Origin of the sequence: Streptomyces sp. NPDC005202 (assembly GCF_040608235.1) — a bacterium.
GTDB lineage: Bacteria > Actinomycetota > Actinomycetes > Streptomycetales > Streptomycetaceae > Streptomyces.
On record NZ_JBEXHW010000001.1, the window covers coordinates 375,503 to 401,983 of the forward strand.

Sequence of the window (26,481 nt, forward strand, 5' to 3'; positions counted from 1 at the left end):
TGACCGAGGAGACGAGTGTGACCACCAGACCTCTGGTCATCCCGGCGACGGTCCAACAGGCCGCCCGTTGGCATACGTTGCAGAGCGCCAGGGACAGTTCCGTGTATCACATTACCTGGCGACTGGAGTGTGCCGGACATGTCGACTTCGACGCCCTCGCCGCCGCCTGGCAGACGGTGACGAATCGTCACGAAAGCCTGCGCTCCCGGTTCGTGGCGCGCGACGGCGAGTTGGACCTGGTCATCCAACCGGCCGTGGACGTTACCGCGCGGCTGATCGAGCCGGTCGTACCAGACGTTGATCAGGCCGCTCAGGAGTTCCTGCGCACCGCTGTGGAACTCCACACACAGGAGTTCCACCTGGACGCGGGCCCCATGGCCCGGCTGGCCCTAGTCAGGATCGGGGCGCAGGAAGAACTGATCCTGACCGTCCATCACATCGTGGTGGACGGCTGGGGGATGATGGTTCTGTTCAACGACCTCTCCGCCGCGTACGCGAGCTTGGTCCGAGGCGAGAAACCGGTCTTTACCAACGACGCCGCTAGTTTCCACAGTTACGCCGAGAAGCTGCGCTCGGAGGAAGAACAGGGTCGATGGCGACGAAGCCTCGACCAGTGGCGTACGGCACTCGACGGGGTCGTCGTCACCACGGTGGCCCACGACCGCGAGCCCGGCCGGCCCACGGCGGTCGGCGATCCCGGCGCGACCGTGCGCTACCGGTTCACCGCGCAGGCCGACTTGGGACGTGCGGCACTGGCCCAGGAACTCGGTGCCACTCCGTTCTCCGTGATGCTGGCCGCCTGGCAGATCGTTCTGGCGCGGGGTGGGGAACGCGAGTTGACCATCGGGGTCCGCAGCATGAACCGGAGCACTCGCAGCGAGCAGGCGCTGGTAGGACTCGTCAGCAACTCCTGCCTAGTCCGCGCCACGGTCGACGATCAGGCTTCGATCCGTGAGGTGGCCACCGCGGCACGGGACGCGACCTGGAACCTGCTAGCCCACCAGGGTGTGCCTTTCCCGGTCGTGCACGCGGCCCTCCCGGAGGAGACCCGGTCACGCCTGACCAACGTCAAGCTGACCCTCAACTACCTCGGGCCGATCGGCCAGGACATAACTCTCGGCGACATAGGCCTGACCATGCTCCAGGCCCCGAACCGCGCCGCCCGGGCCGACATGGTCGTCAGCTACTGGGACGGCAGCGACGGGATCCTCGCCGAGATCGAGTACAACACCGAGGTGTACGAGGAGGAGACCGTGCTGCGGATGATGCGCGACATGGATCATGTCCTGGTCATGGCCGCGGCGGACGTGGACCGCCCGGTGGGCGAAGTACGGGTGCTGACCCGGTCCGCTCCCGCTGCACGGTAGGCCTTTCCAGCCCCGACCCGCCCCGAACGGAGAAGGGCCTCACGGCAGTTGCCGTGCGGGCCCTTCTCCTTGTCACTCAACCACTTGTCACTCAGCCACGCAGCTCCAGAGTGCAGCACTTGACGCTGCCGCCGTCCTTGAGCAGCTCGGACAGATCCACGCCGATCGGCTCGAAGCCCCGCTCCCGCAGGCGATCGGCGAGTTCACGGGCCGCTTCGGGCAACAGCTCATGGAGTCCGTCCCCGAGGGCGTTGAGTCCGAAGACGGCCGCATCATCGGCGGTGGCGAGGATGGCGTCGGGGCACATCTCGCGCAGCACGGCCCGGCTGCCCTCGGTGAAGGCCTCCGGGTAGTACATGATCTCGTCGTCCGAGAGCACCGCGAGGGCTGTGTCCAGGTGGTAGTACCTCGGGTCGACCAGGGTGAGGGAGGTCACGAGGCACCGAAGAACTCCTGGGCTTCGGGCGCGATTTCCGGCCCGACCCGACCGCGACCGACGCCCGCTGGTGCGGCGACATCACCTACATCCCAACCCAGGAGGCCTGGCTCTACCTGGCCACCGTCATCGACATCGCCTCCCGGCGAGTGGTCGGCTGGGCCACCGCCGACCACCTGCGCACCGAGCTGGTCGCCGACGCGTTGCGGTCCGCCTGCCGACGGCGCCGCCCGGCAGGGCCGGTGGTCTTCCATTCCGACCGTGGCTGCCAATACACCAGCCATGAATTTGCCCTGCTGGCAGGCAAGTTGGGCATCCGGCTGTCCGTCGGCCGCACCGGCCAGTGCTGGGACAAACCGTTGTCATCACACTGCGCTCCTTTACGATGGTGCGGTTGAAGCCGCCGCTTGGTGGGCGGCGAGGCGGTCGGTGAGCTTGACGCCCATGGCGACCCGTGGGGCGTCGGGGCGAGGCGGCGGGTAGAGGTAGCAGTTCTTGTCGTTGTAGGGCACGCCCTCGATCAGGCCGGCCCGCCTCCAGATCTTCACGGTTTGCGTGGTGGTGCCCACGGTGGCGGCGTATTCCTCGAGGGTGAGCAGGCCCTGGGCCCGCAGGCGGTCGAAGCGGTGCGTGAGGCGGTAGTTGTCGCGGATGTCGCGGACCAGGAGTTCGGTGAAGGGCAGGCCCTTGCCGCTGGTCAGTCCGCGCTCGTTGAGGATGGCCGCGATCTCGCGGTGGGTGTGGTGGTCGAGCAGCTCGTCGACGAGGGCGACGGTGTCGGGGTGGGTCTGCCACGCCTTGCCGCCGACCAGCGGCAGCGGGATCGCGAGCCGGTGGTGCTGGCCGGCGGAGAAGCGGACCTGGGCGACGGTCTCGGTGGCGGTGCGGGTCAGGGTGACGTCGGTGATCAGCAGGCGGGCGATACGTTTCCGCTCGCGCGTCGGGGTGGCCGGGTCGGCCCACAGGGCGTGGACGTCGGCGGCGAGGGTGGCCAGCCGTTCGCGGACGGCGGCCTCAAGCGGGGCGGTCTCGGCCTTCGTGCGGTCGTAGGCGTCCTTGGCATCGGTGACCTCGCGCAGGGCCTGGTTCCAGTCGGCTTCCAGGGCGTCGGCGACGAGCCGGTTGTCCGGGTCGACGGCGAGGTATCGGCGGCGGGCGAGATCGGCGCGGTGCTGGGCGCGTTGGATGTGGCTGGCGCGCATCCGGTCAGCCTGTTCGGCCTGGGCGGCCAGCTGGTCGGTGACCTGCAAGGCGGCGTCGATGGCGAGCGGGGTGAGCGTCTCGAGCAGGAGGCCGGCGACGGCGGTGTCGATGGCCTTGCCGGGCAGGCGTTCGCAGACGCGCCCGCCGTCCTGGATCGCGCGGGTCATGCACCGGTAGTCGGGGAAGAGCTCGCCGTGGAACTGGCGGTAGCCCACGGTCATCCGGCGGCCACACTTGCCGCAGATCACCATCCCCTGCAGCAGGGCCGGGCCCTCGCGGGCCGGGCCGGCCTTGCGGTCCTCACCGCGGCTGGCTGCGTTCGCCTCGAGGGAGGGCGCGCTGGTTGGCCTCCCACTGCTCAAGGGAGAGGTAGCCCTCGTGATGGTCGGGGATCATCGTGTCCCACTGATCGCGGGGCACCTGGATCCAAGCCGCCTTGCCCTTGGTCGTACGCGTTCCGCGGCGACGTCCATAGACGAACACACCCGCGTAGCAGGGATTGTGAAAGAGCGACAGCACGCGCCAGTGCTAGAGCGGCCCCCACACCAGCTCGCCGCGGTGCGGCCCGGTGCGGATGCGGGCGGGGAAGGACAGGTGGTCGCGGGCGAAGGCAGTGACCACCTGGCGGGCCGAGCCGGTCGCCGCGAACACGGCGAAGACGCGCTCGACCGCCGCACGGACAGCAGCATCGGGATCCTTCACAATCCGGTCGGACGGATCATGGATGTAACCGATGGGCAGCGACTGCTTGAGCTCACCGCGCCGGGCCTTGGACAGCTGCCCGCCACGCAACCGGGCTTTGGCAGGTGGAGTTCGGCCTCCGACAAGGTGCCCTTGAGGCCGAGGACGAGCCGGTCGTTGAAGGCGCGGGGATCGTAGAGGCCGTCTTCGTCCAGGATGAGCGTGCCGGTCAGCGCGCAGATCTCCAACAGCCGGTGCCAGTCGGTGTTGTTGCGGGCCAGCCGAGAGACCTCCAAACCCAGGACGATGCCGGCCCGTCCCATCGACACCTCCGAGACCAGGCGCTGGAAGCCGTCCCGGCCGGTGGCCGAGGCCCCCGACTGCCCCTGATCGGTGTCGATCACGATGATCTGCCCCGCGTCCCAGCCCAACGCGATCGCACGGCCACGCAGCGCGTACTGCCGCTGCGTGGACTCGGTGTTGTTCACGACCTGCTTCAACGACGACTGACGGACATACAAGTACGCGCTGCGCCGAAGATGATTGGCGGTCACCTTTCCCGCCCCGGACGGTTCCATGTTCACCGCGCTGCCTCCTCCCCGGCCGCGACACACTCGATGACGATGACGATGACGATGACGATGACGATGACGGGCTGAGGGCGGCTGGAGCCGTCCGAGGACGAGTTGGGCCAGCGCGTCCACGAGCTCCGAGCCCGGTGAGTTCCCGGTCGACAGGGGCGGCGAGGGCCGGGCCGCGGCTGCGACCTGGGTGACCACCCGGCTCCAGGCGGCCATCCCCGCACGCACCAGGACCGCGAAGCCGTGCTCCCCACCGCTGCCCCGGCCGCCCAGGACCGCGGACCGCAGCCGCTCGTAGTGAGCGGACACAGCTCTCGCGTCGGCCGGCTCAGATGGCGGCGGGTATATCCGCCTCCTGGTTGTGGCTCTCCCGGCGCCGGGCCAGCGCACGCTCGATCGAGCGCGGGTGCACCCGCAGCCCGAACTCCTCGGCCACCGCAGGGGCCAACTCCCTTGCGCCGAGGGCGGGATCCGCCTCCAGCAGGGCCTCGACGTGGCGCATGACCGGCTCGGTCAGCTTGCGCGGCCCCTTCGGCCCCGGCTTGCCCGGCACCAAAGCGGCAGGTCCGCCCGCTGGGCCGCGGCGATCGCATAGAACGACTGCCGGCAGAACCCGAACGCCCGCGCCGCCTTCGCGACCGGCACCTTGTCCACCCGCACCCGGCGCACCATCTCGTACTTCACCTGCACCAAGTCGTACGGGTCGAGGAACTGCGAAGCGGCGAACACCTCGTCGGTAACCGCCTCGGGACGCGGGTTGAGCGTCCGCGACTCCGCAACGACTCCAACTTCACGGCGCTGGTCGCCATGCCCGCCTCCCCTCGAAGGACTCGTCACCAGGATTACGACACCACCCCGACCAGCCAAGACCCGATACGGGCACATCCGGAGCGAAAGCAGCAGGCCAGCGCACATGCCCACCCATCGCGCGCCCCCGAGCGGGCCCCAGTGCGACCGCCTGTGCGGGGTCAACCACGCGACACTCACGGCGTCATCTCCCCGACACCCCGCAGCCGGTCGACCAGCCCGGCCAGCTCGACCAGATCCTGGGTACGGAACGGGCATGTCCCCTCGGCAGCCACCACGAAGACGTCCACCGGCGCCACCGACGTCCACTCCGCCGGGATCCGCGACCGGCCGCCCACCTCGTCGAAGTAGTACACCCGGTCGCCGCGCCAGCACTGCCGACGCTCGATGAACTCCAGCTCCTGCCCGAACAGCGGGTGGAAGGGGTGCGTCACCCGCACCTGAGCTCCGTCTCCAGAGTCGGATGCAGAAGCAGTCGACGGATCACGCCAACGCGCTGGCCGAGTCGTTCTTCGCCACCTTGAAGAACGAGCTGATCGGCACCCAGCCCTGGCCGAGCAGGTCCGCCGCCCACACCGCGATCTTTGAGTGGATTGAGAGCTGGTACAACTTGCACCGACTGCACAGCAGCCTCGGTTACCGCAGTCCCGCCGACTACGAGGCCGCAATGGCGGCCTGACCACCACACCGATGGTGTCCGTCAAAGCGGAACAAGCTCACGGTCCCGTCCTTGGCGGCATACGAGGAGATGGACGTCTCACCGAAAACCACGTCGGGCTGGGTTCGCCGGATGATGTCGCCGATCTCGCAGATCCGGGCAGCTTTCCCACCACATCTATGTCCGGCCCCTTGTCCAGCAGCGTACGCAGACCGACACGCATCAGTTCATTGCTGTCGAAGAGAGTTAAGACTGCATGTGCGCCGAGCGGGATCCGCTCGCGCTCAACATGGAACGCATTCTGCCAAGGGATTCGATCAAGGTCCCGGTCCTGTCACGCGTGACCAGGGCGGTGAGCGTTTCCCGCTCTCGGCGGTACCAGGCTCCAGGAGTCAGCCTCGTCTGTTCCCACGCGGCAATGGCGTAGTGGTCGACAACGCGCTGTACAGCCTCGGCGGCCTCGTGGTCCGATCCTGTGATCTCTCGCGCCAGGGCCCGGACACTCTGCGGAACGCGGTAACGGTCGATCGCGAGCGATTCGATGAGCCCGACATCGACAAGCCGTTCGGCGATCTTGTGCGCCTCACCCTCCGTTGTACCGAGAAGCACTGCCAGCGCCTCGACGGTGACGATGGTCAGATCTAGGAAGCCCAGTCTCCGCAGTGCCGTCACCGCTGTCACTGCCGTCCCGCCGGACTCATCGGACAGAAGGGGGAGACTCGCCAGTAGTGAGTCGCGCAGGCTGACGTTGCCGCCGGCCAGGAAGTCGAGCCGCTGGTGCGGCTCGGCCACATACCGTGCGAAGTCCCCGACCGACCAGTCAGGCCGTGTCGCGAGTCGGTCGGCGGCAAGGCGGAGCGCGAAGGGCAAGTAATCGCAGGACCTGGCGAGTTCGGAAGCGCAGGCGGGTTCCGCGTCGATGCGCGGTACGCCAACGCTCTGCCGGAGCAGGTCGATCGAGGCGGACACGGTCAGCCGTCCCAGACGCAGATGCCTGAGGCCGTCCATGCCTCCTATGGGCGATCGGCTCGTGATGAGAAGCGAGCAGCCAGGCGGCGCGGAGAGGAATCCCTGGATCTGGTCGGAGTCGCGGACGTTGTCGAGCACGATCAAAGCCCTGCCCCCGGCCGGACCGGCCCACGTATGCGGCGCCGCCGCGCCACCGCTCCCCTGCTCTGTTCCGAACGAACGCAGAACAAGCTGCATCGCCTGGTCGGGCCGCAGGGCGGAGCTGCCTGTGGTACCCCGCATGTCCACATAGACCTGCCCGCCGGGGAAATTACCGGCCGCGGCATGCGCAGCCGCGATTGCCAAGGCGCTCTTGCCCGAGCCCGCCAGCCCGTGGATCGCGACCGCCGGGCGCCCCTCCGCCAAGGGCCCGACGATCGTGGCCAGTTCGGACGTCCGGCCGACGAACAGCGAGGGTTGGTGCGGGAGCAGACACCATGCCGCCTCCGAGGACACAGCAGGCTCCATGGGACCGGATGCCGTCGCGCCATGTAGGGCGCCCCGGTCGTTGAGACGCGGATCCTCTTCCAGGATGCGCTGCTGAAGCTCGCGCAGTGGCCGGCTCGGATCGATACCCAGTTCGTCGGCGAGCAGGTGGTGGAGGTCCCGGTACGCCCCCAGCGCCTCGGCCTGTTGCCCGGTCCGGTACAGCGCCATCATCAGGTGCTCGTGAAGCCGTTCCCGCAACGGATGCTGGGCGACCAGGAGTTTGAGTTCGGGCAGTACGTCCTCGTGTTGCCCCAAGGCGATTTGCACGCCGAAGTTCGCCTCCATCACCGCCAGCCGGGACTCCTCCAGACGCGCGGACTCGGCCATGATCGAGGAGGTGAGGGCAACGTCAGCGAGGGGAGAGCCCCGCCAGAGTTCGAGCGCGGCGCTGAAGGACTTCATGGCCTCGACCAGATTCCCCGAGGCGCGCTGCATGCGGCCGGAGGCGACGAGTGACTCGTACTCGTGAAGGTCAAGCCCCCCGGACGGCACGGCCAGTTGGTACCCGGCGGGCCGGGTGAGAAGGGTCTCCCCGGCGGAGTCACCGATGGCGGCGCGCAGCCGCCACACACAGCCGGCCAGCAAGCTGCCCACGTGGCTCGACGGACCGTCGCTCCACAGCTCCGAGTGCAACTGCTGTGCGGGAACCAGATGGTTCGCGTTCAGGAGCAGTAGTGCCATGAGCGTGCGCTGCTTGGCGGCCTTGATGGGGACCCAATTCTCTCCGTCGTGGTACTCGACCGGCCCTAGAATGCGGAACTTGATCGATGCTTGACTCATCGTTCGCCTCCCTGTCTCGGATCTCGCCGGCCCGGACGGCGACGATCGGTGCGTCGGGCCGACTGTGTGGGCTCAGTCCGACAGGACCAGCCGGGGGGCGTGGATCTCCAGCCAGGTCGCCAAGTCGAGCCAGCGCTCCAGGCCGGTGCGGGTCGTGCCGTCGACCTCGTCGGCGGTCCGGGCCACCGTCTGCTGCACCCACTCCTGGTCGGTGAGCGTGTGCACGGCGTGACCCCGGTCGGCGAGCACCTCCTTGGCGTGCTGCTGGAGCGCGGCCGTGTAGAACGGGTCGCGGGTGGACGGGTATGGGGCCTTGCGGCGCTCCGCCACCGAACGCGGCAGCAGATCGGCGGAGGCCGCCCGCAGCAGGCTCTTCTCGCGGCCGTCGAAGGTCTTCATCGACCACGGCGTGTTGAAGACGTACTCGACCAGCCGGTGGTCGCAGAACGGCACCCGGACCTCCAGGCCCACGGCCATGCTGAGCCGGTCCTTGCGGTCCAGCAGGATGCGCAGGTACCGGGTCAGGTGCAGGTAGCACACCAGCCGCATCCGCGCCTCGAACGCGTCCTCGCCGGCCAGCCGGGGGGCTTCCGCGACCGCCTCCGCGTACCGCTGGCGGATGTAGCCGGGCAGGTCGAGGGCGGCCAGCAGGCCCTTGTCGTACACCCCGGTGCCGGTGTGCGGGCTGGTCACATGCGTGTGGTCGACCCAGGGGAACGTGCCGGCCTGCTGGGCCTCGGGCTGGTGCAGCCACTTGTAGCCGGCGAACACCTCGTCGGCGGACTCTCCGGACAGGGCGACAGTGGAACGTTTGCGGATGGCCTTGAACAGCAGGTAGAGGGAGTTGTCGGCGTCGCCGAACCCTGTCGGTAGGTCCTTCGCGGCCACCACCGCGCGCCGTACGGCTGGATCGGCCATGCTCTGGGCGTCGAACACGAGGTTCTCGTGCGCGGTGCCGCAGTGCGCGGCGGTCTCCTTGGCGAACGGGGCGTCGGCGTCCGCCCGGAACGGGTCGGCGGTGAAGTTCTCCTCGTGCCGGGCGAAGTCGACGGAGAAGCTGCGGATCTGCTCGCTGTCGCCGAGTTCCCGCTGGGCGAACGCGGTGATGGCGCTGGAGTCGAGGCCGCCGGATAGCAGGGTGCAGCGCGGCACGTCGGTGACCAGCTGGCGGCGCACGATGTCGGTGAGCAGCTCCCGCACCCGGGCGACAGAGGCGGCCCTGTCGTGGGTGTGCTCGGTGGCCTCCAGCTTCCAGTAGGTGTGGGTGCGTTCGCCGCCGCGGTCGACGGTAACCAGGGTGCCCGGCCGGACCTCCCGCATGCCGCGCCACACGGCGTGCCCAGGGGTGCGGATCCAGGAGAACGCCTCCCGCAGCCCGTCGAGGTCGACGGCCTTCTCCGCGTAGGGGTTCGCGAGGATGGCCTTGGGCTCGGAGCCGAAGAGCACCCCGTCCTGGGTCGGGTAGTAGTACAGCGGCTTGACGCCGAGGCGGTCCCGGACGAGCAGCAGCCGCTCGGTGCGGCCGTCCCAGACGACGAAGGCGTACATGCCGTTCAGCCGATCGGCCAGCGCCTCGCCCCACTCCAGGTAGGCGTGCAGCACGACCTCAGTGTCGCTGCGGGTGCGGAAGGTGTGGCCGCGCTGGCGCAGTTCGTCGCGCAGCTCGATGAAGTTGTAGATCTCGCCCGTGTAGGCGAGGGCTACCTCGCCGCCGCCGGTGTCGTAGGACATCGGCTGGCGGCCGCCCTCGATGTCGATGACGGCGAGCCGGCGGTGGCCGAGTGCCACGTGCGGCCGGGTCCACACTCCGGAGTCGTCCGGGCCGCGGCAGGCCATGGTCGCGGTCATGGCGGCGACCGTCTCCTGCTCCCGCTCCCTTCGCAGGTCCCGTCCGTAGGAGACCCAACCGCTCAGACCGCACATGGCGTCTCGCCTTTCTGTGTGTCGTCGTACTACGTCTCGGACCCCGGGCGGGGGCGTCAGTCGAGGTGGTGGGGCAGCGGGATGTCCGGTGCGAGCGCGGGGTCGGGCACCGGGGTGCCGCGTACGAGGTGCACGGGAATGACGCCCGCCCACAGGCCGAGTGCGGCGTCGGGGCTGTCGCCATCGTCCGGCGGTCCGGTGCGTACCTTGACCGACGCCTCTTCCAGGCTCAGGGCCAGCAGCGTCGTCGCGGCCAGTTCCTTGCGGCTGGGGTGGCGGGCGTAGTCCCACTGGCCGGGCTGGGCCTGCTCGGTGATCAGGCGCAGCCCGGCCAGGGTCTCCTCCGGGTCGGTGACCGGGCGTGGGACGCCGTAGATCATGGCGCTGCGGTAGTTGATGCTGTGCTCGAAGAGCGAGCGGGCCAGCACGATCCCGTCGACGTGGGTGACGGTCACGCAGACGGTCTGGCCTGGGGCCGAGGTCAGGCTGCGCGCGGCGACGGAGCCGTGGAAGTAGAGGGTGTCCGCGGCGGCGCCGTACACGGTGGGTACGACCACGGGGGTACCGTCGACGACGACGCCGAGGTGGCAGACGAACCCGGCGGCGAGGACGGCGTCCAGGTCCGCGCGGGCGGTGCGGCCTTTCTCCTTCATGCGGCGCAGACGCGTCCGGTCCGTGACCGGGAGTTCGGCGCCGAGGGGCTGGCGCGGGGAAGTGCTCAAGGTGTCACCTTCGCTGTGTGCTGGGGGCGGAGCGGTCACGGCGTGGCGCCCTGCCACTGCAGCAGGCACCGCACGGCGGCCGCCGCCTCTTCGGCGGCACCCGGCGCCGTCTTGAAACCGGCTCCAGACCAGCACGCGGCCACCACGACCGGGGGCTCACCGGGAAGAAGGCCCAGGAACGGCCCGTCTGGATGGTACAGGTCTGCCCCGAACCGCCCGCTCAGGTAAGGCACTCGGGAGACCCAGGGCCAGCGGTGGACGACCCCGGCGCGAATGTGGGCGATCTGCTCGTCGGTGAGGGCGTCGCCGTCGTTGGCCGACACGTCCCACTCCTCGACCGGTCGGCCGGTCAGCTGGCCGCCGGCGAACGGCCCGTCCAGCTGCGGGCGGCCCCAGATGCCGCAGGTCAGGTCGCTGACCGCGGGCAGTGGCCGGCCGGGTCCGCGGAAGAAGGCGTATCGGATGCGTTTGGTGCGCGGGGCCGGGCTGCCGGGGCGGGGCGGCAGCCGGTCGCCGAGCAGCGCCGGGGTCCCGCCGCCCGCCGTCACCACGGCACAGCGGGCGGTCAGCGCGCCCGCCGGGGTGCACACACGCACCCCGCGCCGGTGCGGCTCCAGGGCGTGCACCGGTCCTGGGGGCAGCAGGACGGCCCCGTGCCGCAGGGCCCGGGCGAGATACAGCGCGGCAGTGCTGGCCGGGTCGGCGTAGCCGCCGCCCGGTTCCCACACCGCGGCGGCGACGCCGTCCGCCGTCACGTCGGGCCAGCGTGCGGTCAGTTCGCGGGGCGTGAGCAGGTCCGCCTTGATACCGGCCGCGGACAACTCGCTGATGCCGCGTTCGGCCTCGGCGACGTCGTCGGGGCCCAGCAGCACCACCGAGCCGGTGCGGCGGAAGCCGGCCGACCGGGGCGGGGAGGCGGTGCCCCACAGCAACTGGTGGCTGCGCACAGCCAGGGCGCGTACGACGGGCACCGGTTCGTACGCCCGGACCAGGCCCCCGGAGGCGCGGGTGGCCGACCCGGCGTCGGGACCGAGGTCGGCGACCGCCACGGTGAGGCCCGCCGCGGCCAGTTCCGCCGCAGTGGCGGCGCCCACCGCACCGGCGCCGACGACCACGACGTCGTAGCCGGTGACCGGGGTGCCCGTCGGGCGTGGTGCTGCTGAGGCCGAGAGCAGGGTGGCCGGGACGACCTCCCAGCCGGCGTCGTCGTCCGCGTCGACGGGATCGCCGTCAGCGTCGAAGGAGAAGCGGGCGACCGCGCGGACGGCCGCGAGGAGCCGGTCACCGGTGGCGGCCGGGTCCGAGTGCAGGGCTCGTACGAGCGCCGCGAAGGCCGCCTCGACCTGGAGGTGCGGGCCGCCGCGCAGCCGTACGACCCGGGCGGAATACGCCACGTCGCTGAGCAGATCGGCGAATTCGGGTACGGCGCAGTCGTCGGTGAAGAACAGCGGTCCGTCGTGCCCGTCCGCGCGCAGGCGCCGGGCGATGTCGGCTGCGCCGTGGTGGGTGCCGCAGACAACGAGAGCCTGGCCCGCCGCGGCCGGGTCCGGGGACAGGGCGACGAATCGCTCGGCGAGCCGGCGCCCGTAGGGGCTGCCGTCGTCGACGACGGCCAGGGTGCCGATGCCGAGGTCCTGGGCGGCCCGGCGGATCGCAGCGGACTGACCCAGGTCGTGCGGGCACCAGCGCAGCGCTCCGCCGCCGCCGGAGGCGAGCAGGTCCGGGTCGGTGGCCAGCGGCAGCAGCACCGGGAGACCGGCCTGCCGGTAGTGCGGCAGGGCCCGTGCGGCGCCCAGGCTGTTGAAGTGCCCGATGACGGCTCGCACGACGGGCTCGGGTTCCGCCGTAAGGGCACGCGCGACGCGTTCGGCCGCGTCGGCGTCGCCCCGGTCGTCGTGAAACTCCCAGACGACGCCCGGATCGCTGTGGTCGGCGGCGGCCCGGGTGAGCAGCTCGCCCCAGGCCGCCCGCGGGCCGCTGAAGGGTCCGACGACGGCGAGTCGCACTTCGGTGTCATCCTGTCGTGTCATGACCTCAGTCACCGAAGACCGGACGGTCGGGCACGGTCAGCGGCCGGCCCGCCGGGGGCGGGGTCAGCGCGGCGGCGTCGACCGCGCGGTCCGCGTCCTCGCCCAGCAGCGTGGCGAGCCGTGCCGCGCCGGCCGGCATGACGGGCGCGGCCCACGCTGACAGGGCGCCGGCGACGGCCAGTTGGGCGGTCAGGGCGGCACGGTGGGCGGAGGGCGAGCGGTCCCGCTCGTGCTCGTGGACGTACCAGAAGTCGTTCACGCCGACGACGACCTCGTCGAGGAGGGCGACGATACGGCGCGTGTCGAAGCCCTCGACGCTGTAGGCCTCGCGCAGTTCCGCCACGGTGCGCTCCATCCGGGCCCGCAGCCGCTGCCAGGCGGGTCCCTCGGGCCGCTCCTCGGGGACCCGGCCGTCGCTGTCGCGGGCGACCGCCGCGAACAGCCGCTCCAGCCAGCCGTTCCACTGGACGGTCAGCAGTTCCTGGGTGCGTGCCAGGTCGGCGCGGGTGAAGCTGGTCTGGCGTCCGTTGGGCCGGTCGGCGAGCACATGGTGGCGCAGGATGTCGGAGCCGGCCTCGGCGAGCGCCTCGTGGGCCCAGACGGCGTGCCGCCGGCTGGTGGAGAACTTCAGCCCCTCCAGCTGGTAGAACTCGTTGACCACGAAGGCCCGCGCCAGGGCGGCTTCGGGGTGCAGGGCGGCGTACAGGGCGGGGAACAGCACCGCGTGGAAGTAGCCGTTGTCGAAGCCGAAGAACTGCACGGGGGCGGGCCAGTTGCCCTTCTCCCGCTCCTGTGCGGGCAGTTCCCACAGATAGCCCGGCGCCATCTCGAACCACACATAGGCCCGCTGGTCCTCGAAGCCGGGCACGGTCACTGGCACGCCCCACTCGCCGGGGTGACTCACCGCGATCTCCGGCAGCCCGTCGGCCAGCATCCGGTCGCACAGGACCCGCAGATGCGGCGGCATGTCGACCTCTGCCCAGAACGCCTTCAGCCGGTCGGCGAGCGGTGCCAGCGGAAAGTACAGCCGGGCGGCGTCGCGTATCTCGGCCGGGGCGCCGCAGACAGTGCACTGCGGCTCGGCCAGATCGGCGCAGTCATTGGGGTGGCCGCACTGCTCGCAGGCGTTGCCGTTGGACGAGGAGCCGCAGTGCGGGCACTTGCCCGTCAGGTACGCCTCGTACAGCCAGCGCTCGCACGGGGTGCAGTACGGCAGCGGCCGGGTACGGGCGACGACGTGCCCGGCGTCGTAGAGGCGGCGCAGGAAGTCCTGGACGTAGGCGAGGTAGCCGTCCTCCTTGCGCGGATGCACCACGTTGTCGAAACCGACCTCGGCCTGCTGCCAGACCCGGACGATGGACGCGCCGTAGCCGTCGGCGACCTCCTCGCCGGTGCGCCCGCCGTCCTTCAGACCGCGCACCGGTACATAGCTCTGGTGGTCGTCCAGGCCGGTGGTGTAGCGGACCTCGACCCCGTCGGCGGCGAGGAAGCGGCGCAGTACGTCGCCGGCGACGTAGGGTCCGGCGATGTGACCGACGTGCAGGTCGCCGTTGGGGGTGGGCGGGGTGGCGGTGATCCAGACCGGAGCGCTCACGCGGTCACCTCCGCACCCTCGATCCGCTTCGGCTCGTGCAGCGGCCAGTAGACCGAGAGCCAGGTCAGGGTCTCGGATCCCGGATTGTGCACGACGTGCTCCTTGTTGCGAGGCAGGACGATCACGTCTCCGGTCGTGAACTCGGCCTTGTCGCCGCCGAGGTCGAGGCTTCCGGAACCGGAGAGGACCACCATGATCTCGTCCTGGTCGTGGCAGTCGGGGTCCGAGGAGGCGCCGGCCGGCAAGAAGCAGGCCATGCCGCCGAAGGGCGGTTCCTCCTGATCCTCCTGTGCTTGCCAGGGAATGATCCGCTGGCACGCCATGCCGAACTCGCTGACAGCGGCGCCTTCATGTATCCGAAATTTGGTGATCATGAATTATCCATATCCCGTAAAGGATCGCTCGACCAGTAGGCCGGGGACATTTCCACGCCTTTTCCTGTCCCGGTCAACTGTGCGTGGCAACCTAGGCGTTGAGCCAGCGGACTCAGGTGACCTTGCAGGAAGGTGTCACCGACGAAGGATGAAATAGTCGGTCATATTTGACCAGTTGGCAGGGTGTGACGCGTGTCGGATGGCAGCTCGCTGCCACGCTCCGCCACCTGTCCGCTACTCGGCCGGGATCCGGGATAGCTTCTGACTCGCCTCGGGCAATGGTATATCGAACCAACGGCCCGACGGGAAGGGAAATGTCTTGATGGGGAATCCGCGCGACAATTTCTCGCCGGTTTACGACGTTGTGGGAATCGGTTTCGGGCCGGCCAATCTGGCCCTGGCCATCGCCCTTGAGGAGCACAATGAGAGCGCTCCACGCGACCAGGCGGTCACCGCACTCTTCCTGGAACGGCAGCCCAGCTTCGGCTGGCACCGGGGGATGCTCATCGACGGCGCCACCATGCAGGTGTCGTTCCTGAAGGATCTGGCCACTCTGCGCAACCCGACCAGCCGCTTCGGGTTCGTCCCCTACCTGCACGCACGCGGCAGGCTGGTGGACTTCATCAACCACAAGATCCTTTACCCCACTCGCGAGGAGTTCCACGACTACCTCGAGTGGGCGGCGGCCGGGGTCGACCACCTGGTCTCCTACTCCAGCGAGGTGACCGAGGTCCGCGCGGTCGACGACCTGCTAGAGGTGGTCGTCCCGGGCCCCGGCGGCAGCACCGTGCACCGTGCGCGCAATGTGGTCGTCGCCTGTGGCCTGCGGCCCCGGATGCCCGACGGGGTGAAAGCCGGCGCGAACGTCTGGCACAGCAGCGAGCTGCTGACCCGGCTCGCCGGGCGGACCGCGGACGTCCGCCGGTTCGTGGTGGTCGGCGCCGGACAGAGCGCCGCCGAGGCGGCCGAGTACCTGCACCGCACCTATCCGCAGGCCGACGTAGAGGCGGTCTTCGCCCGCTACGGCTACAGCCCGGCCGACGACAGCCCGTACGCCAACCGGGTCTTCGACCCCGAGGCCGTTGACGTCTACTACGACGCCGACGAGGCCGCCAAGAACCAGTTGATGACTTACCACCGCAACACCAACTACGCGGTCGTGGACCTCGATCTGATCGAGGAGCTGTACCGGCGGGCGTACCAGGAGAAGGTGCGCGGCCGCACCCGCCTGCACGTACGGGGCGTCAGCGAGGTCACCGACATACGGGACGAGGGCGCCGGCGTCACCGTCCGCGTCCGCTCGCAGGCCACCGGCACGGAGGAGGAGGTCGCCGCCGACGCGGCCGTCTTCGCCACCGGCTACGACGAGCAAGACCCGCTGCCGCTGCTCGGCGGCCTGGCTCCGTACTGCGCCCGGGACGCCGCCGGACGGCTGCGCGTCGGCCGCGACTACCGGCTGACCGTGGACGGCCTTGAGAACGCCGGGATCTACGTCCAGGGCGGCACCGAGCACACGCACGGCATCACGTCCTCGCTGCTGTCGATGGTCGCGGTCCGCTCCGGCGAGATCCTCCGCTCCGTGCTGGAGCACCGGGAGGCGGCGGTGTACAGCGACGACGAACCGCTCGCCCTGGAAGGTGCGAGGCATGACTGACCCTGTCCACGGGGCGGATGTGGTCGTGGTCGGCGCTGGAGTGGTCGGTACGGCCGTCTTCCACGAACTGGCCGCCCGCGGCGCCCGCGTGACCCTGGTCGAGCGGGACCGTGTCGGGCTGGGTACGACGGCCTGGAGCGGTGGCATCGTCCGCTGCCACCACGACGACCCGGTCCTCTCCGACCGGGCGGCGGCCGGCTGGCGGTACTTCCGCCGCTTCGCCGAACACACCGGGGAACCGGCCGCCTTCCACACCAGCGGGTTCCTGTACCTGCCGGCCCCGGACCGCACGTCCGGCGCACGAGCGGAGGCGGCCCGGCTCGGTGCTCAGTTGCCCGTGACCTGGCTGGAGGCCGAGGAGGTGACCAAGCACTTCGGCCACCTGCTGGCCGGGCCGGCCGGCCGCGGGGCGGTGTGGGAGCCGGAGTCCGGCTGGCTGGACCCGGCCGAGGTGACCCGCGGCTTCCTGCGCGCCGGCCAGCGCCGGGGCGGCACGGTCCTCGAAGGAATCGCCGTGCACAGCCTCATGCGCTCGGGCGACGGCCGGATCACCGGGGTGTGTACGAGCGCCGGAGCGGTCCGTGCCGACCGGGTGGTACTGGCCACCGGCGCCGCCACCGCGCACCTGTTGACCTCTTGGGGCCTGGCACACGACCTGTGGGCTCAGGCCGTACAGGTCGAGCTGTACCAACCCGAGGCGCCGGTGCCCGACCAACCCGCCTACACCGACGAGGAGTTCGACGTCAACGGCCGGCCCGACCCGGGCTCCGGCGGAGTCTACGTCGGACACCCCACGCACCACCGGCTGCCCTCGCCACCCGGCCGGGAGCAGGTGGACGCGGCCCAGTCCCGGCTGGCCGCTGCGGCGGGCGCCCGGCGCTGGGGATGGCTCCCCGGCAGCCGCCACCTCGGCGGGCTGCGCGCCGCGGAGTGCTGGGCCCCGGACGGCCGCGCCCGTGTCACGGCGCACCCGGACGCCCCTGCGCTGCTGCTGGCCACCGGCTTCAACGGGGGCGGATTCAAGATGGCGCCCTGGGCAGCCGCCGAGATCGCAACGCTGGCCGGTCTGGAATGACCGGCCGGACGAGGCCGCAGAGGCGGCGCGACGGGAACGGAGAGAACCGATGAGTCTGCAACGGCCCGACGGGACCAGGGAGATCAAGGGGGTTCTGCCGGTCGTCATCATGCCGTTCACCGACGACGGCGCCCTCGACGAGGAGGACTTCCTCGCCCAGACGGAGCACATGTTCGACGTCGGCTGCGACGGGTTCGTGGTCGGCCAGGTCTCCGAGGTGCTGCGGCTGACGCACACCGAGCGGCTGCGCGTCGCCGAGCTCAGCGCGAAGGCCGCCGCCGGACGGGGTGCGTCCGTGATGAGCACCGGCGCCGAGACGCCCGAGGCGGCCGTCGAGTACAGCCGGCACGCCGAGTCCGTCGGGGTGGACGCCCTGCTGGTCATGCACCCGGCCACGATCCCGCTGGACGAGAACGGGATGGTGGAGTACTTCACCCGGGTCGTGGAGTCGGTCCGGATCCCCGTGATTATCCATCACGCCAAGAGCCTGGCCAAGCAGCCCCTGACCATCGCCGCCCAGGTCCGGATGCTGGAGCGGTACGGCCCCGACCGGGTGCTGTTCAAGCCCGAGGCCCAGCCCTCGCCGCCCAGGGTCAGCGAGCTGCGCGACGCCAGCGGCGGACGGGCCCGCATCTTCGAGGGCGACGGCGGCATGATGCTCCTCGACTGTCACAGCCGGGGCCTGGCCGGAACGATCCCCGCCACGGAGATCGCCGAGATCGTGGTGACCCTGTGGCGGCTGCTGGAGGCCGGCGAGCGGGAGAAGGCCGAACGGATCGGCTACCCGCTGTCGTACCTCATGTGCCACATGATGAACAGCACCGACTACTACCTGTCGATTGCCAAGCGCTTTCTGAAAGAACGTGGCCTGATCAAGACCACCCATGTCCGCGGTCCGAGCCGCCACGTCCTTGACGACGAGTCCTGGACCGAGGTCCACCGCACGTACCGGCACCTGCTCACCCTTGCGAAGGAGCTCGCTCCATGAAGAACCACGCCTTCACCATCCGCCTCCGGGACGAGGCCGCTGCGGAGAAGTACATCGCGCTCCACCGGGAGGTGTGGCCCGAGGTCGTCGGAGCGGGCGGCGCCCTGGAGACCATCGGCGTCCGCAAGCTGCAGATCTTCTACATCGACCCGCTCACGCTCTTCATGTACGTCGAGGCCGAGGACCACTTCGAGCCCGTGCACGACTTCCTGCGCGCCAACGACCTGCACCCCCGGGTCCAGGAGTGGGACGACATGATGCACGACGGCGAGGGCAGCCTCCTGGTCCGGCACCCGGGCAACGACGGCCGCCTCAACTGGGCGCCGATGCGCCGCATCCACCACGTCGACTTCACCAACACCCTTCCGGACCTGGAGGACAAGTGAGCACGGTGGCCCGCCAGGACGTCACCGTCCTGGACTGCACGCTGCGGGACGGCGGTTACTACACGAACTGGGAGTTCGAGGACACCCTCGTCGAGGAGTACCTCAAGGCCTGCGTGGCGACCGGCGTGGACGTGGTCGAGCTGGGCTACACCCAGTTCACCCCGAGCGACCGGGGTCCGTACGGCAGCTTCCCGTCGGGTGTCACGCCCGCGCTGCGCGACGCCCTGCCCGACGGCCACCGGCTGCGCTTCGCCGTCATGGTGGACGCGACCGCGCTGGCCGAGGTCCCGGCGGCCGAGGCCGGCCCGCGGCTGCGCAGGCTGCTGGCCGACGGGCCGCTGCCGGTCGACCTGGTCCGTGTGGCCGTCCACCACAGCGGGACGGCTGGCGTCGCCGAAGCCGTCGACTCCCTGCGCGAGGCCGGCTTCGGGGTCTGCCTGAACCTGATGCAGGTGGACCTGGCGACCCCCGCCGAAGTGGCGGACCTGGTCCGCCTGGTGGCCGGCCTGGGCCCGCTGGAGTCGCTGTACGTCGCCGACTCCCTGGGCTCCCTGCACGCCCCCCGGATCACCGAACTGGTCGAGGGGTTCAGGGCCGGCCAGGCCGCCCCCGTGGGCCTGCACGGCCACGACAACCAGGGCTTCGCGCTGCACAACACCCTTGCCGCCGCCCAGGCGGGCGCCACCTGGCTGGACGCCACCGTCCTTGGCATGGGCCGGGGCGCCGGCAACACCAGGACCGAACAGCTTCTGGCGGCGCTCGGCACGGACCAGCGGGCGCTGCAGCCGATGCTGGACCTGGTGGCCCGGCGCTTCGAACCGCTCATGCACAAGTACCACTGGGGCGCCAGCGCGCTCTACGCCATCGCGGGCATGCGCCGGATCCACCCGACCTACGTCCAGCGTCTGGAGGAGAGCCTGGAGCGGGACCTCGAGGTCAAACTGCGCGCCCTGGACTTCCTCGCCCAGAACCGCAAGACGTCGTTCGCCGCGGCGTCGCTGGAGGACGCGCTCCGCCATGCCGCTGTCTGACCATGCCGGCACGCGCCTCGAACACGCGCTAACCACCCACCGTCTCGTCGTGTTCGACCTCGACGGTGTGCTCGTGGACTCCAACGAGCTGAAGGTGGAGTGCGTACGCGAGGCGCTGGCGGAGTTCGGACCGGAACTCGTGGACCCCTACGTCCATGAGTTCCGCCGGACCTTCGGCCGCTCCCGCCGTGAGCACTTCCTCGCCTTCCACCAGGACCACCTGGGCGGAGAACAGGCCACGGGGGAGGGATTCGAGACGTTCTACCAGCGCTACGCGGGCGGTTATGCCGAGCTGCTCGCCGAGCGCTACCCCAAGGCGCCGCTGTGCCCCGACGCCGACCGGCTGGTCCGCGGCCTGTCCGGGCGCGGCCTGCCGCTGTACGTGGCCACCGGCACCCTGACCGCCGAGGCGGAACGGGTCCTGGACGGACACGGGCTGGCCGGCGAGTTCCGGGCCGTGCTCGGCGGCGAGGAGCCCAAGGCGCGGCGGCTGTCCACGGCGCTCGCCGCCGTGGGCGCCGCCCCCGGCGAGGCGGTCCTGCTCGGCGACTCGCGGCAGGACCTCCTCGCCGCCCAGGCGGTCGGCATGGGCTTCGTGCTCGTCACCGGACACGGATTCTTCCCGCCCGCTCAGGTGCTCGACGGGGCGGACGGCCAAAGCTCCCTCGTCGCGGCCGGATTGGACCCCGACGGCTTGCTGATCGGCACCGGGGCGTACGAGGGTCCTCCGGGGCACTGACTCGAGCCCTGCACACCCTGAACCGACTACGAACACGGGAAACCCCACAGTGACACCTCAGAACGGCAACGAGGCCAAACCCGCCGGCCGTGAGCCCCGCGGCCAGCGCGTGGTCATTACCGGAGCCGGCCGGGACTTCGGCCGGACGCTCGCTCTCTTCTTCGCCCGCCGGGGCGACGAAGTTCTGCTCTCCGCCCGGGACCTGGCGGCGGCCGAGCACGTGGCCGACGAGATCCGCGGCCTGGGGTCCGACAGGGTCCACGCCCTGCGCTGCGACCTGGCGGACCCGGCGTCGGTCCGCGCCTTTGCCGACGAGATCGCCACGGTGACCGACCACATCGACGTGCTGGTCAACAACGGGGCCCGCTGGCTGCCCGGCGAGGACCTCTCCTCCGCCGACGACGAGGACATCGCCGCCACGGTCGCCTCGACCGTGACCGGCACCGTCCTCGTCACCAAGCACCTGCTGCCGCTGCTGCTGAAGTCCGACCGGCCCGACGTGGTCAACCTGATCTCGTCGGCCGGGCTCACCGGCAACCACCGTACCCAGGCCCACGCCGCGTTCTACGCGGCCAAGCACGGACAGGCCGGCCTCGCCGACCTGCTCTCCCCCCAACTGCGGCCGCACGGCGTGCGCGTCATCTCGCTGTACCCGCCCGACTTCAGCAACCCGGACCCACTGGGCCCGGACTGGGACACGGCGCCCCGCAGGGCGGGCGACAAGCTCACCGCCCACTCTCTCGTGGAGTGCGTCATGTTCGCCATCGACCAGCCACGGGACTGCTTCATCAAGGCGTTCCACTTCGAACAAACCGTCTGAAAGAACACCATGGGTTCCATCAACACCACCACGCCTGTCATCATCTCCGGCGTGAGCCGGGGCCTCGGCGCCGCCCTGGCCCGGCGCTTCGCCGCACTGGGCCACCCTGTCGCCGGCTGCGGGCGCGACCGCGAGGCCCTGGACAGGCTCCGCGCCGACCTCGGCGAGGGCCACCTGATCACCGTCACTAATGTCACCGACGCCGACGCCGTAGAGCAGTGGGCCGAGCAGACCGTACGGCAACTCGGCGCGCCCGCCCTGGTCGTCGCCAACGCCGGGTACATCAGCCCCCAGACCCCGGTGTGGGAAACCAGCCCGGCCGACTTCCGCACCACCCTCGACGTCAACGTCGTCGGCGTCTACACCCTGGCCCGCGCTTTCCTGCCCCGCATGGCGACCGACGGCACCTTCGTAGCCGTCTCCTCGGGCTGGGGCCGCAACCCGCGCGGCAGGCTGGCCGCCTACACCGCGAGCAAGTTCGCCGTCGAGGGCTTCACCCGGGCCATCGCCCAGGAGGCCGAACAACTGCTGCCGGGCGTCACCGCCGTCGCCGTCGACCCGGGCGGCGGCGTGGACACCGCCATGCTCGCCACCTGTCTGCCGGACGAGCACACCGAGTACCCGGGCCCCGAAGCCTGGGCACAGGTGGCGGCCGACTATCTGCTGCACCAGGTGCCGAAGGAGCCCAACGGGGCTTCTCTGACCGTTCCTTGGCCGTAAGCCCGGTCGCAGGCTCGGCAGGCGATCCGCACCCCCACCGGACCAACCCGAAGGAGACGACCGTGTCTGAAGCCGGCACCGTGGTGGCCAACCCGTGGGCCAGCAAGCTGCGTCAGCACGAAGCCGTTGCGGCCGCCGACCCGGAACTCGCCTTCGACCTGCACGTCCTCGACGGCCCGGCGGAGCTGACCGCCCACCTGGCGGCCCGCCGGGACCGTACGGTCGTCCTGCGGCCGGAGATCTCCGACGACACCGGCTCCGCCGTGCTGGTCCGGCCCGGAGCCGCGCCGCCGGAACCCGAGATCCGGCGGCTGTGGGACTGGGGCGGCCGGATCGTCGCCCACGACCATGTGCCCGGCACACCGTGCTTCGTCAACGGTGTCGTCCTCGACGGCGTGCTCCACCTCACCGACGTCTGGCGGTGCTTCTCGCTGGAGGAAGGCCCCAGGTCACTGCTCACCAGCGTGGTGAACCTCGCGCCCGGCTCGCCGCGAGAGCGCGAACTGGCGCACCGGCTGTCGCCCGTGGTGAAGGGCGTCGGCCTGGCTTCGGGACCCGTCACGTTCGAGGCGGTCACGGGCGCTGACGGGACCATGAAAGTGGTCAAGTTCGCGGCCCGGACTGCGGGCCACCCCCTGCCGCATCTCTGCTCCCTGCTCGGCCTGCCCGACCAGGCGGCCGCGCTCGCCGGCGGCTCCCGGGCACTGGCCGGGCGGCCGACCGAGCCGGGCTTCGTCGCCGACTACGCCTTCGTTGCTCGCGAAGGCGGCCGACTGGTCCGCATCGAAGGGCTGGACGAGATCCGGGCGTTGCGCTCCTACGCCGGTGACATCTTCCTGCCAACTCCGGGCGAGACGATCATCCCGACCACCGGTGAAGGCGGCGCGGGCGCCATCCTGTTGAGGCACCAGGACGAGGACATCCTGCTCGCCGACGTCGAGTTCTGCCAGAACCGCAATCGGGAGGGCCTCTTTTCCGTCACCGCCGACGCCCGGCGGCCCCTCGGCCGGTGACCTCCCACCTCCTCGGCCGACGAGCATGCCCCTCCAAGTAATCGACGGGAGAACCCAGAGCATGCCGCAGGGTCGCCACCGTTGACGCCTACTCCTCCGGGCGCCGACTCGCCCCCCTGTTCCGGCAACGCGGCTTCACTTGCGTCCACATCCGCAGCACGCCGGTCGTGCCCGCGGTGTACGCGCCTTCCTCCTCGGCAGACCGGGAACCCCGTGCGCCGGCGGCCCTCCCCGACAGTTCCCCGCACCGCGGCTGATCCGGGGCCACCGCCGCCCCGTGCAGGCCATCCTCCGCACGAGCGGACTGCCGCTCGCGACCTGAAAGGCACCACTGCAATGGAGAACCTCCGCGTCGTCATCACCGGTGCCGCCCGGGACTTCGGGCGCACCCTGGCCATCATCTTCGCCCGGCAGGGCGCCGAGGTGTTCCTCTCCGCGCGCAACCTGGAGGGCGCCCGCCGCACCGAGCAGGAGATCCGTGACTTCGGCAGCGACCGGGTGCACGCCTTTGCCTGCGATATCACCGATCCGGAGTCCGTACGCGCCTTCGCGGACGGCGTCCGGGAGAAGGCCGGCGCCGTCGACGTACTCCTCAACAACGGGGCCAACTGGCTGGAGAGCGAGGACCTGACCATCGCGGACGATGCCGACATCCTCGCCACCACCGCGTCCGCCGGAGGCACCGTCCTGATGGTCAAGCACTTCCTGCCGCTACTGCGCGCTTCGCAGCGGCCAGACATCGTCACCCTGGTGTCGGCGGCCGCGACGCCAAACTACACCGGCTGCGCGGGCCACGAGGCGTTCTACGCGGCCAAGGGCGGACAGGCCGCGTTTACCGGCATCCTGTCCAAGCGGCTGCGTGCGGAGGGCATCCGCGTCATCTCCCTGTTCCCGCCGGACTTCGACAACATCGACCCGCTGTCGCCCGCCTGGGAGGGCGCCTCGCGTACCCCGAAGGACACCCTGACCGCGCAGTCCCTCGCGGAATGCGTCACCTTCGCCGTCAACCAGCCCCGGGACTGCTTCCTCAGCCAGCTGCACTTCGAGCCCGGCCACTGACCGGGCGCCGTGTCGTACGTCCGCACCATCGAAAGGCGACTACCATGACACTGCTCCAGGTTCTGCCCGCCACGGGCGAGGCGAAGCCGCTGCTTACCACCCAGGACCCCGACCGCATCGCGGCCCAACTCGGAGCGCACGGCGCCCGGTTCGAGCGGTGGACCCTCAAGGACCTGGCGGCCGGCTTCGGCGACGACGACGTGCTCGGCCTGTACCGGACGGAGGCGGACCGATTCTCCGCCGAGACCGGCCTGGGACATGTCGAGGTGGTCCGGATGGCACCGGACGACTCCGACCCGCGGTGGGCCACCGAGGCCCGCGCTTCCCGTGACCGCTACTTCAACGAGCACACCCACCGCTCGGACGAGGTCTGGTTCTTCGCCCAGGGCCGGTGCGGCTTCTATCTGCGGCTGGCCGACGACGACACCGTCCACGTGCTGATCGCCGAGCCGGGCGACCTGGTGTGCACGCCCGCTGGCGTACGGCACTGGTTCGACATGGGGGAGACGCCCGACTTCGCCGCCCTGCACATCTACGTCGCCGAGACCGACTGGGACGAGGCCTTCACCGGCGACCCGATCGCGTCCCGGTTCCCGCACATGGAGGAGCTGCTGGCCACGGCTCGCTGACCCGCGGGCGCCGCGTCCCGGCCCCCTTCCCGCTCGCGCCGGGGGTGCCCAGCACCACCGTGCCGCGCACCCCGGGTCAGTCCTGCTCACCCCGAATCTGGAGAGACATGACGTCCATGACCGCGCCCGCCATCCCTGAGCGCACCTTCCGTCCCCGCCGTTACCTCATGTGCCGACCCGTTCACTTCGAGGTGACGTACTCCATCAACCCCTGGATGGATCCCACCAAGCCGGTCGACGCCGAGCTGGCCGTCGCCCAGTGGGAGCGGCTGTACGCCCTGTACCGCGAACTCGGCCACACCGTCGACCTGATCGACCCGCTGCCGGGTCTGCCCGACATGGTCTACGCGGCCAACGGCGCCACCGTGGTGGACGGCAAGGTCCTCGGCGCCCGGTTCCGCAACGCGGAGCGCGCCGCCGAGGGCCCGGCCTATCTGGAGTGGTTCCGGTCCCGCGGCTTCACCGAGACCCACGACCCCGAGCATGTCAACGAGGGCGAAGGCGACTTCCTCGTCACCGACAGCTGGATCCTGGCCGGCCGCGGCTTCCGCAGCACCGCCGAAGGCCACCAGGAGGCGCAGGAGTTCTTCGGCCGCCCGGTCATCGGACTGGAGCTGACCGACCCGCGTTACTACCATCTCGACACCGCGCTGACCGTGCTGGACGGCGACGAGATCATGTACAACCCTGAGGCGTTCGCCCCGGGCAGCCGGGAGGTACTGCGCCGGCTGTTCCCGGACGCCGTGCTGGTCGGGCCCGAGGACGCCGCGGTCTTCGGTCTCAACGCCGTCAGCGACGGCCTGCACGTGGTGCTTCCCGAGGCCGCCCAGCAGCTGAGCTGTCAGCTCCGGCAGCGGGGTTTGGAGCCCATCGGCCTCGACCTGTCCGAGCTGCTCAAGGGCGGCGGCAGCGTCAAGTGCTGCACGCTGGAGATACGCGGTTGACGATGTCCGCCGGGGCGGGCCTGTCCGCTACGCGCGTCGACCGCCGTGGCAGCAGGCCCGTCTCGATCGCCCGGGCGCCGGCCTGGAACCGGGAGCTGGTGCCCAGCAGTGCCATGACGTCGGCGACGTAGCGCCGGTAGGTGCGCACGGACATGGAGAGCTTGCGGGCCGCGACGTCGTCGATGAGCCCTTCCTGGAGACAGCCGAGGACGCGGCGCAATTCCTCGGCCTGGGCATGTTCCCTGAAGCGCAGATGCGGGTCCAGTACCGTCGCGGTCGGCCAGATGGTGTCGAAGAGCGCGCGCAGGTTCGTCGCCACGGACGTGCTGCGTATGAGTGCCGGGTCGCCTGGGGCGTTCGACACCAGTGTCGACTGCGTGTCGGAGACGACTGCGGTGAGCCCCGAGAGCGCGGCGAGCCGCACCTCGGCCTCTTCCGGAAACAGTGCGTTGAGCGCGCACCGGGTCCGGGTGACCGGTGGGACGAGCGCCCGTACGGTGACGTCTGCGGCCAGCATCGGCACGATCCGGCGAAAGGCGGCAACGACGGCGGTGGTCGTCTCGGAGCGTTCGCCGATTATCAGACAGAGGGATTCCGAAGCCTGGGACATGAGGTTTTCGGCCGCTTCGCCCAGGGCTTCTCGGCTTATGGAGAGCTGGGTGACGGGTGAATCGTTCACCGTCTGGCTACGCCTTTGTGCGGCCAATGATTCCACCAGACCCCGGACCTTGAGCAGATCCTGCTCCAGAATTTTCGTGGTCGGCAACACG

The 26,481-nt window shown here is 70.5% G+C and carries 29 protein-coding genes and 1 pseudogene; 15 read left to right on the forward strand and 15 right to left on the reverse strand.

All coding sequences use genetic code 11. The features are described 5' to 3' along the window. Positions 1-17 precede the first annotated feature (17 nt). Positions 18-1,367: a condensation domain-containing protein gene (locus ABZV31_RS01745; protein WP_355886663.1), complete on the forward strand. Its 1,350-nt coding sequence runs from the start codon at positions 18-20 to the stop codon at positions 1,365-1,367. 91 nt (positions 1,368-1,458) lie between these two features. Here ABZV31_RS01745 and ABZV31_RS01750 read toward each other — a convergent pair. After that, positions 1,459-1,829: pseudogene (locus ABZV31_RS01750) on the reverse strand (amidinotransferase); the annotation flags it as partial. Here ABZV31_RS01750 and ABZV31_RS01755 point away from each other — a divergent pair. Next, positions 1,821-2,201 carry a DDE-type integrase/transposase/recombinase gene (locus ABZV31_RS01755; protein ID WP_355887555.1) on the forward strand — a complete coding sequence of 127 codons (381 nt, stop codon included), beginning with the start codon at positions 1,821-1,823 and terminating at the stop codon, positions 2,199-2,201. The pseudogene ABZV31_RS01750 and the gene ABZV31_RS01755 overlap by 9 nt on opposite strands. Here ABZV31_RS01755 and ABZV31_RS01760 read toward each other — a convergent pair. The 7 genes from ABZV31_RS01760 to ABZV31_RS01790 all read right to left on the reverse strand — a co-directional run bounded on the left by ABZV31_RS01760 (position 2,184) and on the right by ABZV31_RS01790 (position 5,515). Next, entirely contained in the window at positions 2,184-3,257 is a 1,074-nt protein-coding gene (locus ABZV31_RS01760) for a zinc ribbon domain-containing protein (RefSeq protein ID WP_355886665.1), read from the reverse strand. The genes ABZV31_RS01755 and ABZV31_RS01760 overlap by 18 nt on opposite strands. 49 nt (positions 3,258-3,306) lie before the next feature. After that, the gene (locus ABZV31_RS01765) at positions 3,307-3,525 is read right to left on the reverse strand and encodes a recombinase family protein (protein WP_355886667.1); all 219 of its coding nucleotides are present in this window, start codon (positions 3,523-3,525) and stop codon (positions 3,307-3,309) included. Between the two features lie 9 nt (positions 3,526-3,534). After that, positions 3,535-3,708 (reverse strand): hypothetical protein, encoded by a 174-nt coding sequence (locus ABZV31_RS01770; RefSeq protein ID WP_355886670.1) that lies wholly within the window; start codon positions 3,706-3,708, stop codon positions 3,535-3,537. Beyond that, complete coding sequence (locus ABZV31_RS01775) at positions 3,705-4,484, reverse strand: recombinase family protein (protein ID WP_355886672.1); 780 nt, start codon at positions 4,482-4,484, stop codon at positions 3,705-3,707. Before ABZV31_RS01775 ends, ABZV31_RS01770 begins: the two co-directional genes overlap by 4 nt. Before the next feature lie 112 nt (positions 4,485-4,596). Further along, positions 4,597-4,821, reverse strand: coding sequence for a helix-turn-helix domain-containing protein (locus ABZV31_RS01780; RefSeq protein ID WP_355886675.1), 225 nt, complete (start codon positions 4,819-4,821; stop codon positions 4,597-4,599). After that, positions 4,782-4,997: a hypothetical protein gene (locus ABZV31_RS01785; protein WP_355886677.1), complete on the reverse strand. Its 216-nt coding sequence runs from the start codon at positions 4,995-4,997 to the stop codon at positions 4,782-4,784. The genes ABZV31_RS01780 and ABZV31_RS01785 overlap by 40 nt, the downstream gene beginning before the upstream one ends. A 254-nt stretch (positions 4,998-5,251) precedes the next feature. Further along, on the reverse strand, positions 5,252-5,515 hold the full coding sequence (locus ABZV31_RS01790) for a Y4bD/Y4pK family protein (RefSeq protein ID WP_355886680.1): 264 nt from the start codon (positions 5,513-5,515) through the stop codon (positions 5,252-5,254). Positions 5,516-5,538: 23 nt separating this feature from the next. Here ABZV31_RS01790 and ABZV31_RS01795 point away from each other — a divergent pair, with 23 nt between their 5' ends. Beyond that, positions 5,539-5,754, forward strand: coding sequence for an integrase core domain-containing protein (locus ABZV31_RS01795; RefSeq protein WP_355886683.1), 216 nt, complete (start codon positions 5,539-5,541; stop codon positions 5,752-5,754). Positions 5,755-5,979: 225 nt separating this feature from the next. On the opposite strand, the gene ABZV31_RS01800 is transcribed toward ABZV31_RS01795, so the two are convergent. The 6 genes from ABZV31_RS01800 to ABZV31_RS01825 all read right to left on the reverse strand — a co-directional run bounded on the left by ABZV31_RS01800 (position 5,980) and on the right by ABZV31_RS01825 (position 14,653). Further along, a complete protein-coding gene (locus ABZV31_RS01800) occupies positions 5,980-8,010 on the reverse strand; it encodes a BTAD domain-containing putative transcriptional regulator (protein ID WP_355886686.1) in 2,031 nt (676 codons plus the stop codon). 72 nt (positions 8,011-8,082) lie between these two features. Then, positions 8,083-9,933, reverse strand: a complete 1,851-nt coding sequence (gene asnB / locus ABZV31_RS01805; protein WP_355886688.1) for an asparagine synthase (glutamine-hydrolyzing) — start codon at positions 9,931-9,933, stop codon at positions 8,083-8,085. Positions 9,934-9,989: 56 nt separating this feature from the next. Beyond that, positions 9,990-10,586 (reverse strand): pyridoxamine 5'-phosphate oxidase family protein, encoded by a 597-nt coding sequence (locus tag ABZV31_RS01810; protein WP_355887558.1) that lies wholly within the window; start codon positions 10,584-10,586, stop codon positions 9,990-9,992. A gap of 104 nt (positions 10,587-10,690) precedes the next feature. Continuing rightward, complete coding sequence (locus ABZV31_RS01815) at positions 10,691-12,685, reverse strand: FAD-dependent oxidoreductase (protein WP_355886690.1); 1,995 nt, start codon at positions 12,683-12,685, stop codon at positions 10,691-10,693. Positions 12,686-12,689: 4 nt separating this feature from the next. Further along, entirely contained in the window at positions 12,690-14,279 is a 1,590-nt protein-coding gene (locus ABZV31_RS01820) for a class I tRNA ligase family protein (RefSeq protein ID WP_355886692.1), read from the reverse strand. Next, the gene (locus tag ABZV31_RS01825; RefSeq protein WP_355886695.1) at positions 14,276-14,653 is read right to left on the reverse strand and encodes a cupin domain-containing protein; all 378 of its coding nucleotides are present in this window, start codon (positions 14,651-14,653) and stop codon (positions 14,276-14,278) included. Before ABZV31_RS01825 ends, ABZV31_RS01820 begins: the two co-directional genes overlap by 4 nt. 322 nt (positions 14,654-14,975) lie before the next feature. Here ABZV31_RS01825 and ABZV31_RS01830 point away from each other — a divergent pair, with 322 nt between their 5' ends. From ABZV31_RS01830 to ddaH, 12 genes are all read left to right on the forward strand, one after another. Beyond that, positions 14,976-16,307: a SidA/IucD/PvdA family monooxygenase gene (locus tag ABZV31_RS01830; RefSeq protein WP_355886697.1), complete on the forward strand. Its 1,332-nt coding sequence runs from the start codon at positions 14,976-14,978 to the stop codon at positions 16,305-16,307. After that, a complete protein-coding gene (locus ABZV31_RS01835) occupies positions 16,300-17,382 on the forward strand; it encodes an FAD-dependent oxidoreductase (RefSeq protein WP_355886700.1) in 1,083 nt (360 codons plus the stop codon). The genes ABZV31_RS01830 and ABZV31_RS01835 overlap by 8 nt, the downstream gene beginning before the upstream one ends. A gap of 49 nt (positions 17,383-17,431) precedes the next feature. Beyond that, positions 17,432-18,370: a dihydrodipicolinate synthase family protein gene (locus tag ABZV31_RS01840; protein WP_355886703.1), complete on the forward strand. Its 939-nt coding sequence runs from the start codon at positions 17,432-17,434 to the stop codon at positions 18,368-18,370. Beyond that, positions 18,367-18,756 carry an L-rhamnose mutarotase gene (locus ABZV31_RS01845; protein WP_355886706.1) on the forward strand — a complete coding sequence of 130 codons (390 nt, stop codon included), beginning with the start codon at positions 18,367-18,369 and terminating at the stop codon, positions 18,754-18,756. The genes ABZV31_RS01840 and ABZV31_RS01845 overlap by 4 nt, the downstream gene beginning before the upstream one ends. Further along, a complete protein-coding gene (locus ABZV31_RS01850; RefSeq protein WP_355886708.1) occupies positions 18,753-19,787 on the forward strand; it encodes a hypothetical protein in 1,035 nt (344 codons plus the stop codon). The genes ABZV31_RS01845 and ABZV31_RS01850 overlap by 4 nt, the downstream gene beginning before the upstream one ends. After that, a complete protein-coding gene (locus ABZV31_RS01855) occupies positions 19,774-20,526 on the forward strand; it encodes an HAD family hydrolase (protein ID WP_355886711.1) in 753 nt (250 codons plus the stop codon). Before ABZV31_RS01850 ends, ABZV31_RS01855 begins: the two co-directional genes overlap by 14 nt. Before the next feature lie 49 nt (positions 20,527-20,575). Beyond that, positions 20,576-21,346: an SDR family oxidoreductase gene (locus ABZV31_RS01860; RefSeq protein ID WP_355886713.1), complete on the forward strand. Its 771-nt coding sequence runs from the start codon at positions 20,576-20,578 to the stop codon at positions 21,344-21,346. Between the two features lie 9 nt (positions 21,347-21,355). After that, positions 21,356-22,066, forward strand: coding sequence for an SDR family oxidoreductase (locus ABZV31_RS01865; RefSeq protein WP_355886716.1), 711 nt, complete (start codon positions 21,356-21,358; stop codon positions 22,064-22,066). A 62-nt stretch (positions 22,067-22,128) separates the two neighbouring features. Next, on the forward strand, positions 22,129-23,079 hold the full coding sequence (locus ABZV31_RS01870) for a hypothetical protein (RefSeq protein ID WP_355886719.1): 951 nt from the start codon (positions 22,129-22,131) through the stop codon (positions 23,077-23,079). Positions 23,080-23,415: 336 nt separating this feature from the next. Further along, positions 23,416-24,138: an SDR family oxidoreductase gene (locus ABZV31_RS01875; protein WP_355886722.1), complete on the forward strand. Its 723-nt coding sequence runs from the start codon at positions 23,416-23,418 to the stop codon at positions 24,136-24,138. A 44-nt stretch (positions 24,139-24,182) separates the two neighbouring features. Next, positions 24,183-24,767, forward strand: coding sequence for a cupin (locus ABZV31_RS01880; RefSeq protein WP_355886724.1), 585 nt, complete (start codon positions 24,183-24,185; stop codon positions 24,765-24,767). A 116-nt stretch (positions 24,768-24,883) separates the two neighbouring features. Next, a complete protein-coding gene (gene ddaH / locus ABZV31_RS01885) occupies positions 24,884-25,711 on the forward strand; it encodes a dimethylargininase (protein ID WP_355887560.1) in 828 nt (275 codons plus the stop codon). Here the strand turns inward: ddaH and ABZV31_RS01890 are convergent. Then, complete coding sequence (locus ABZV31_RS01890) at positions 25,680-26,480, reverse strand: hypothetical protein (protein ID WP_355886726.1); 801 nt, start codon at positions 26,478-26,480, stop codon at positions 25,680-25,682. The two genes, ddaH and ABZV31_RS01890, sit on opposite strands and share 32 nt — an antisense overlap. Between the last annotated feature and the right edge of the window lies 1 nt (position 26,481).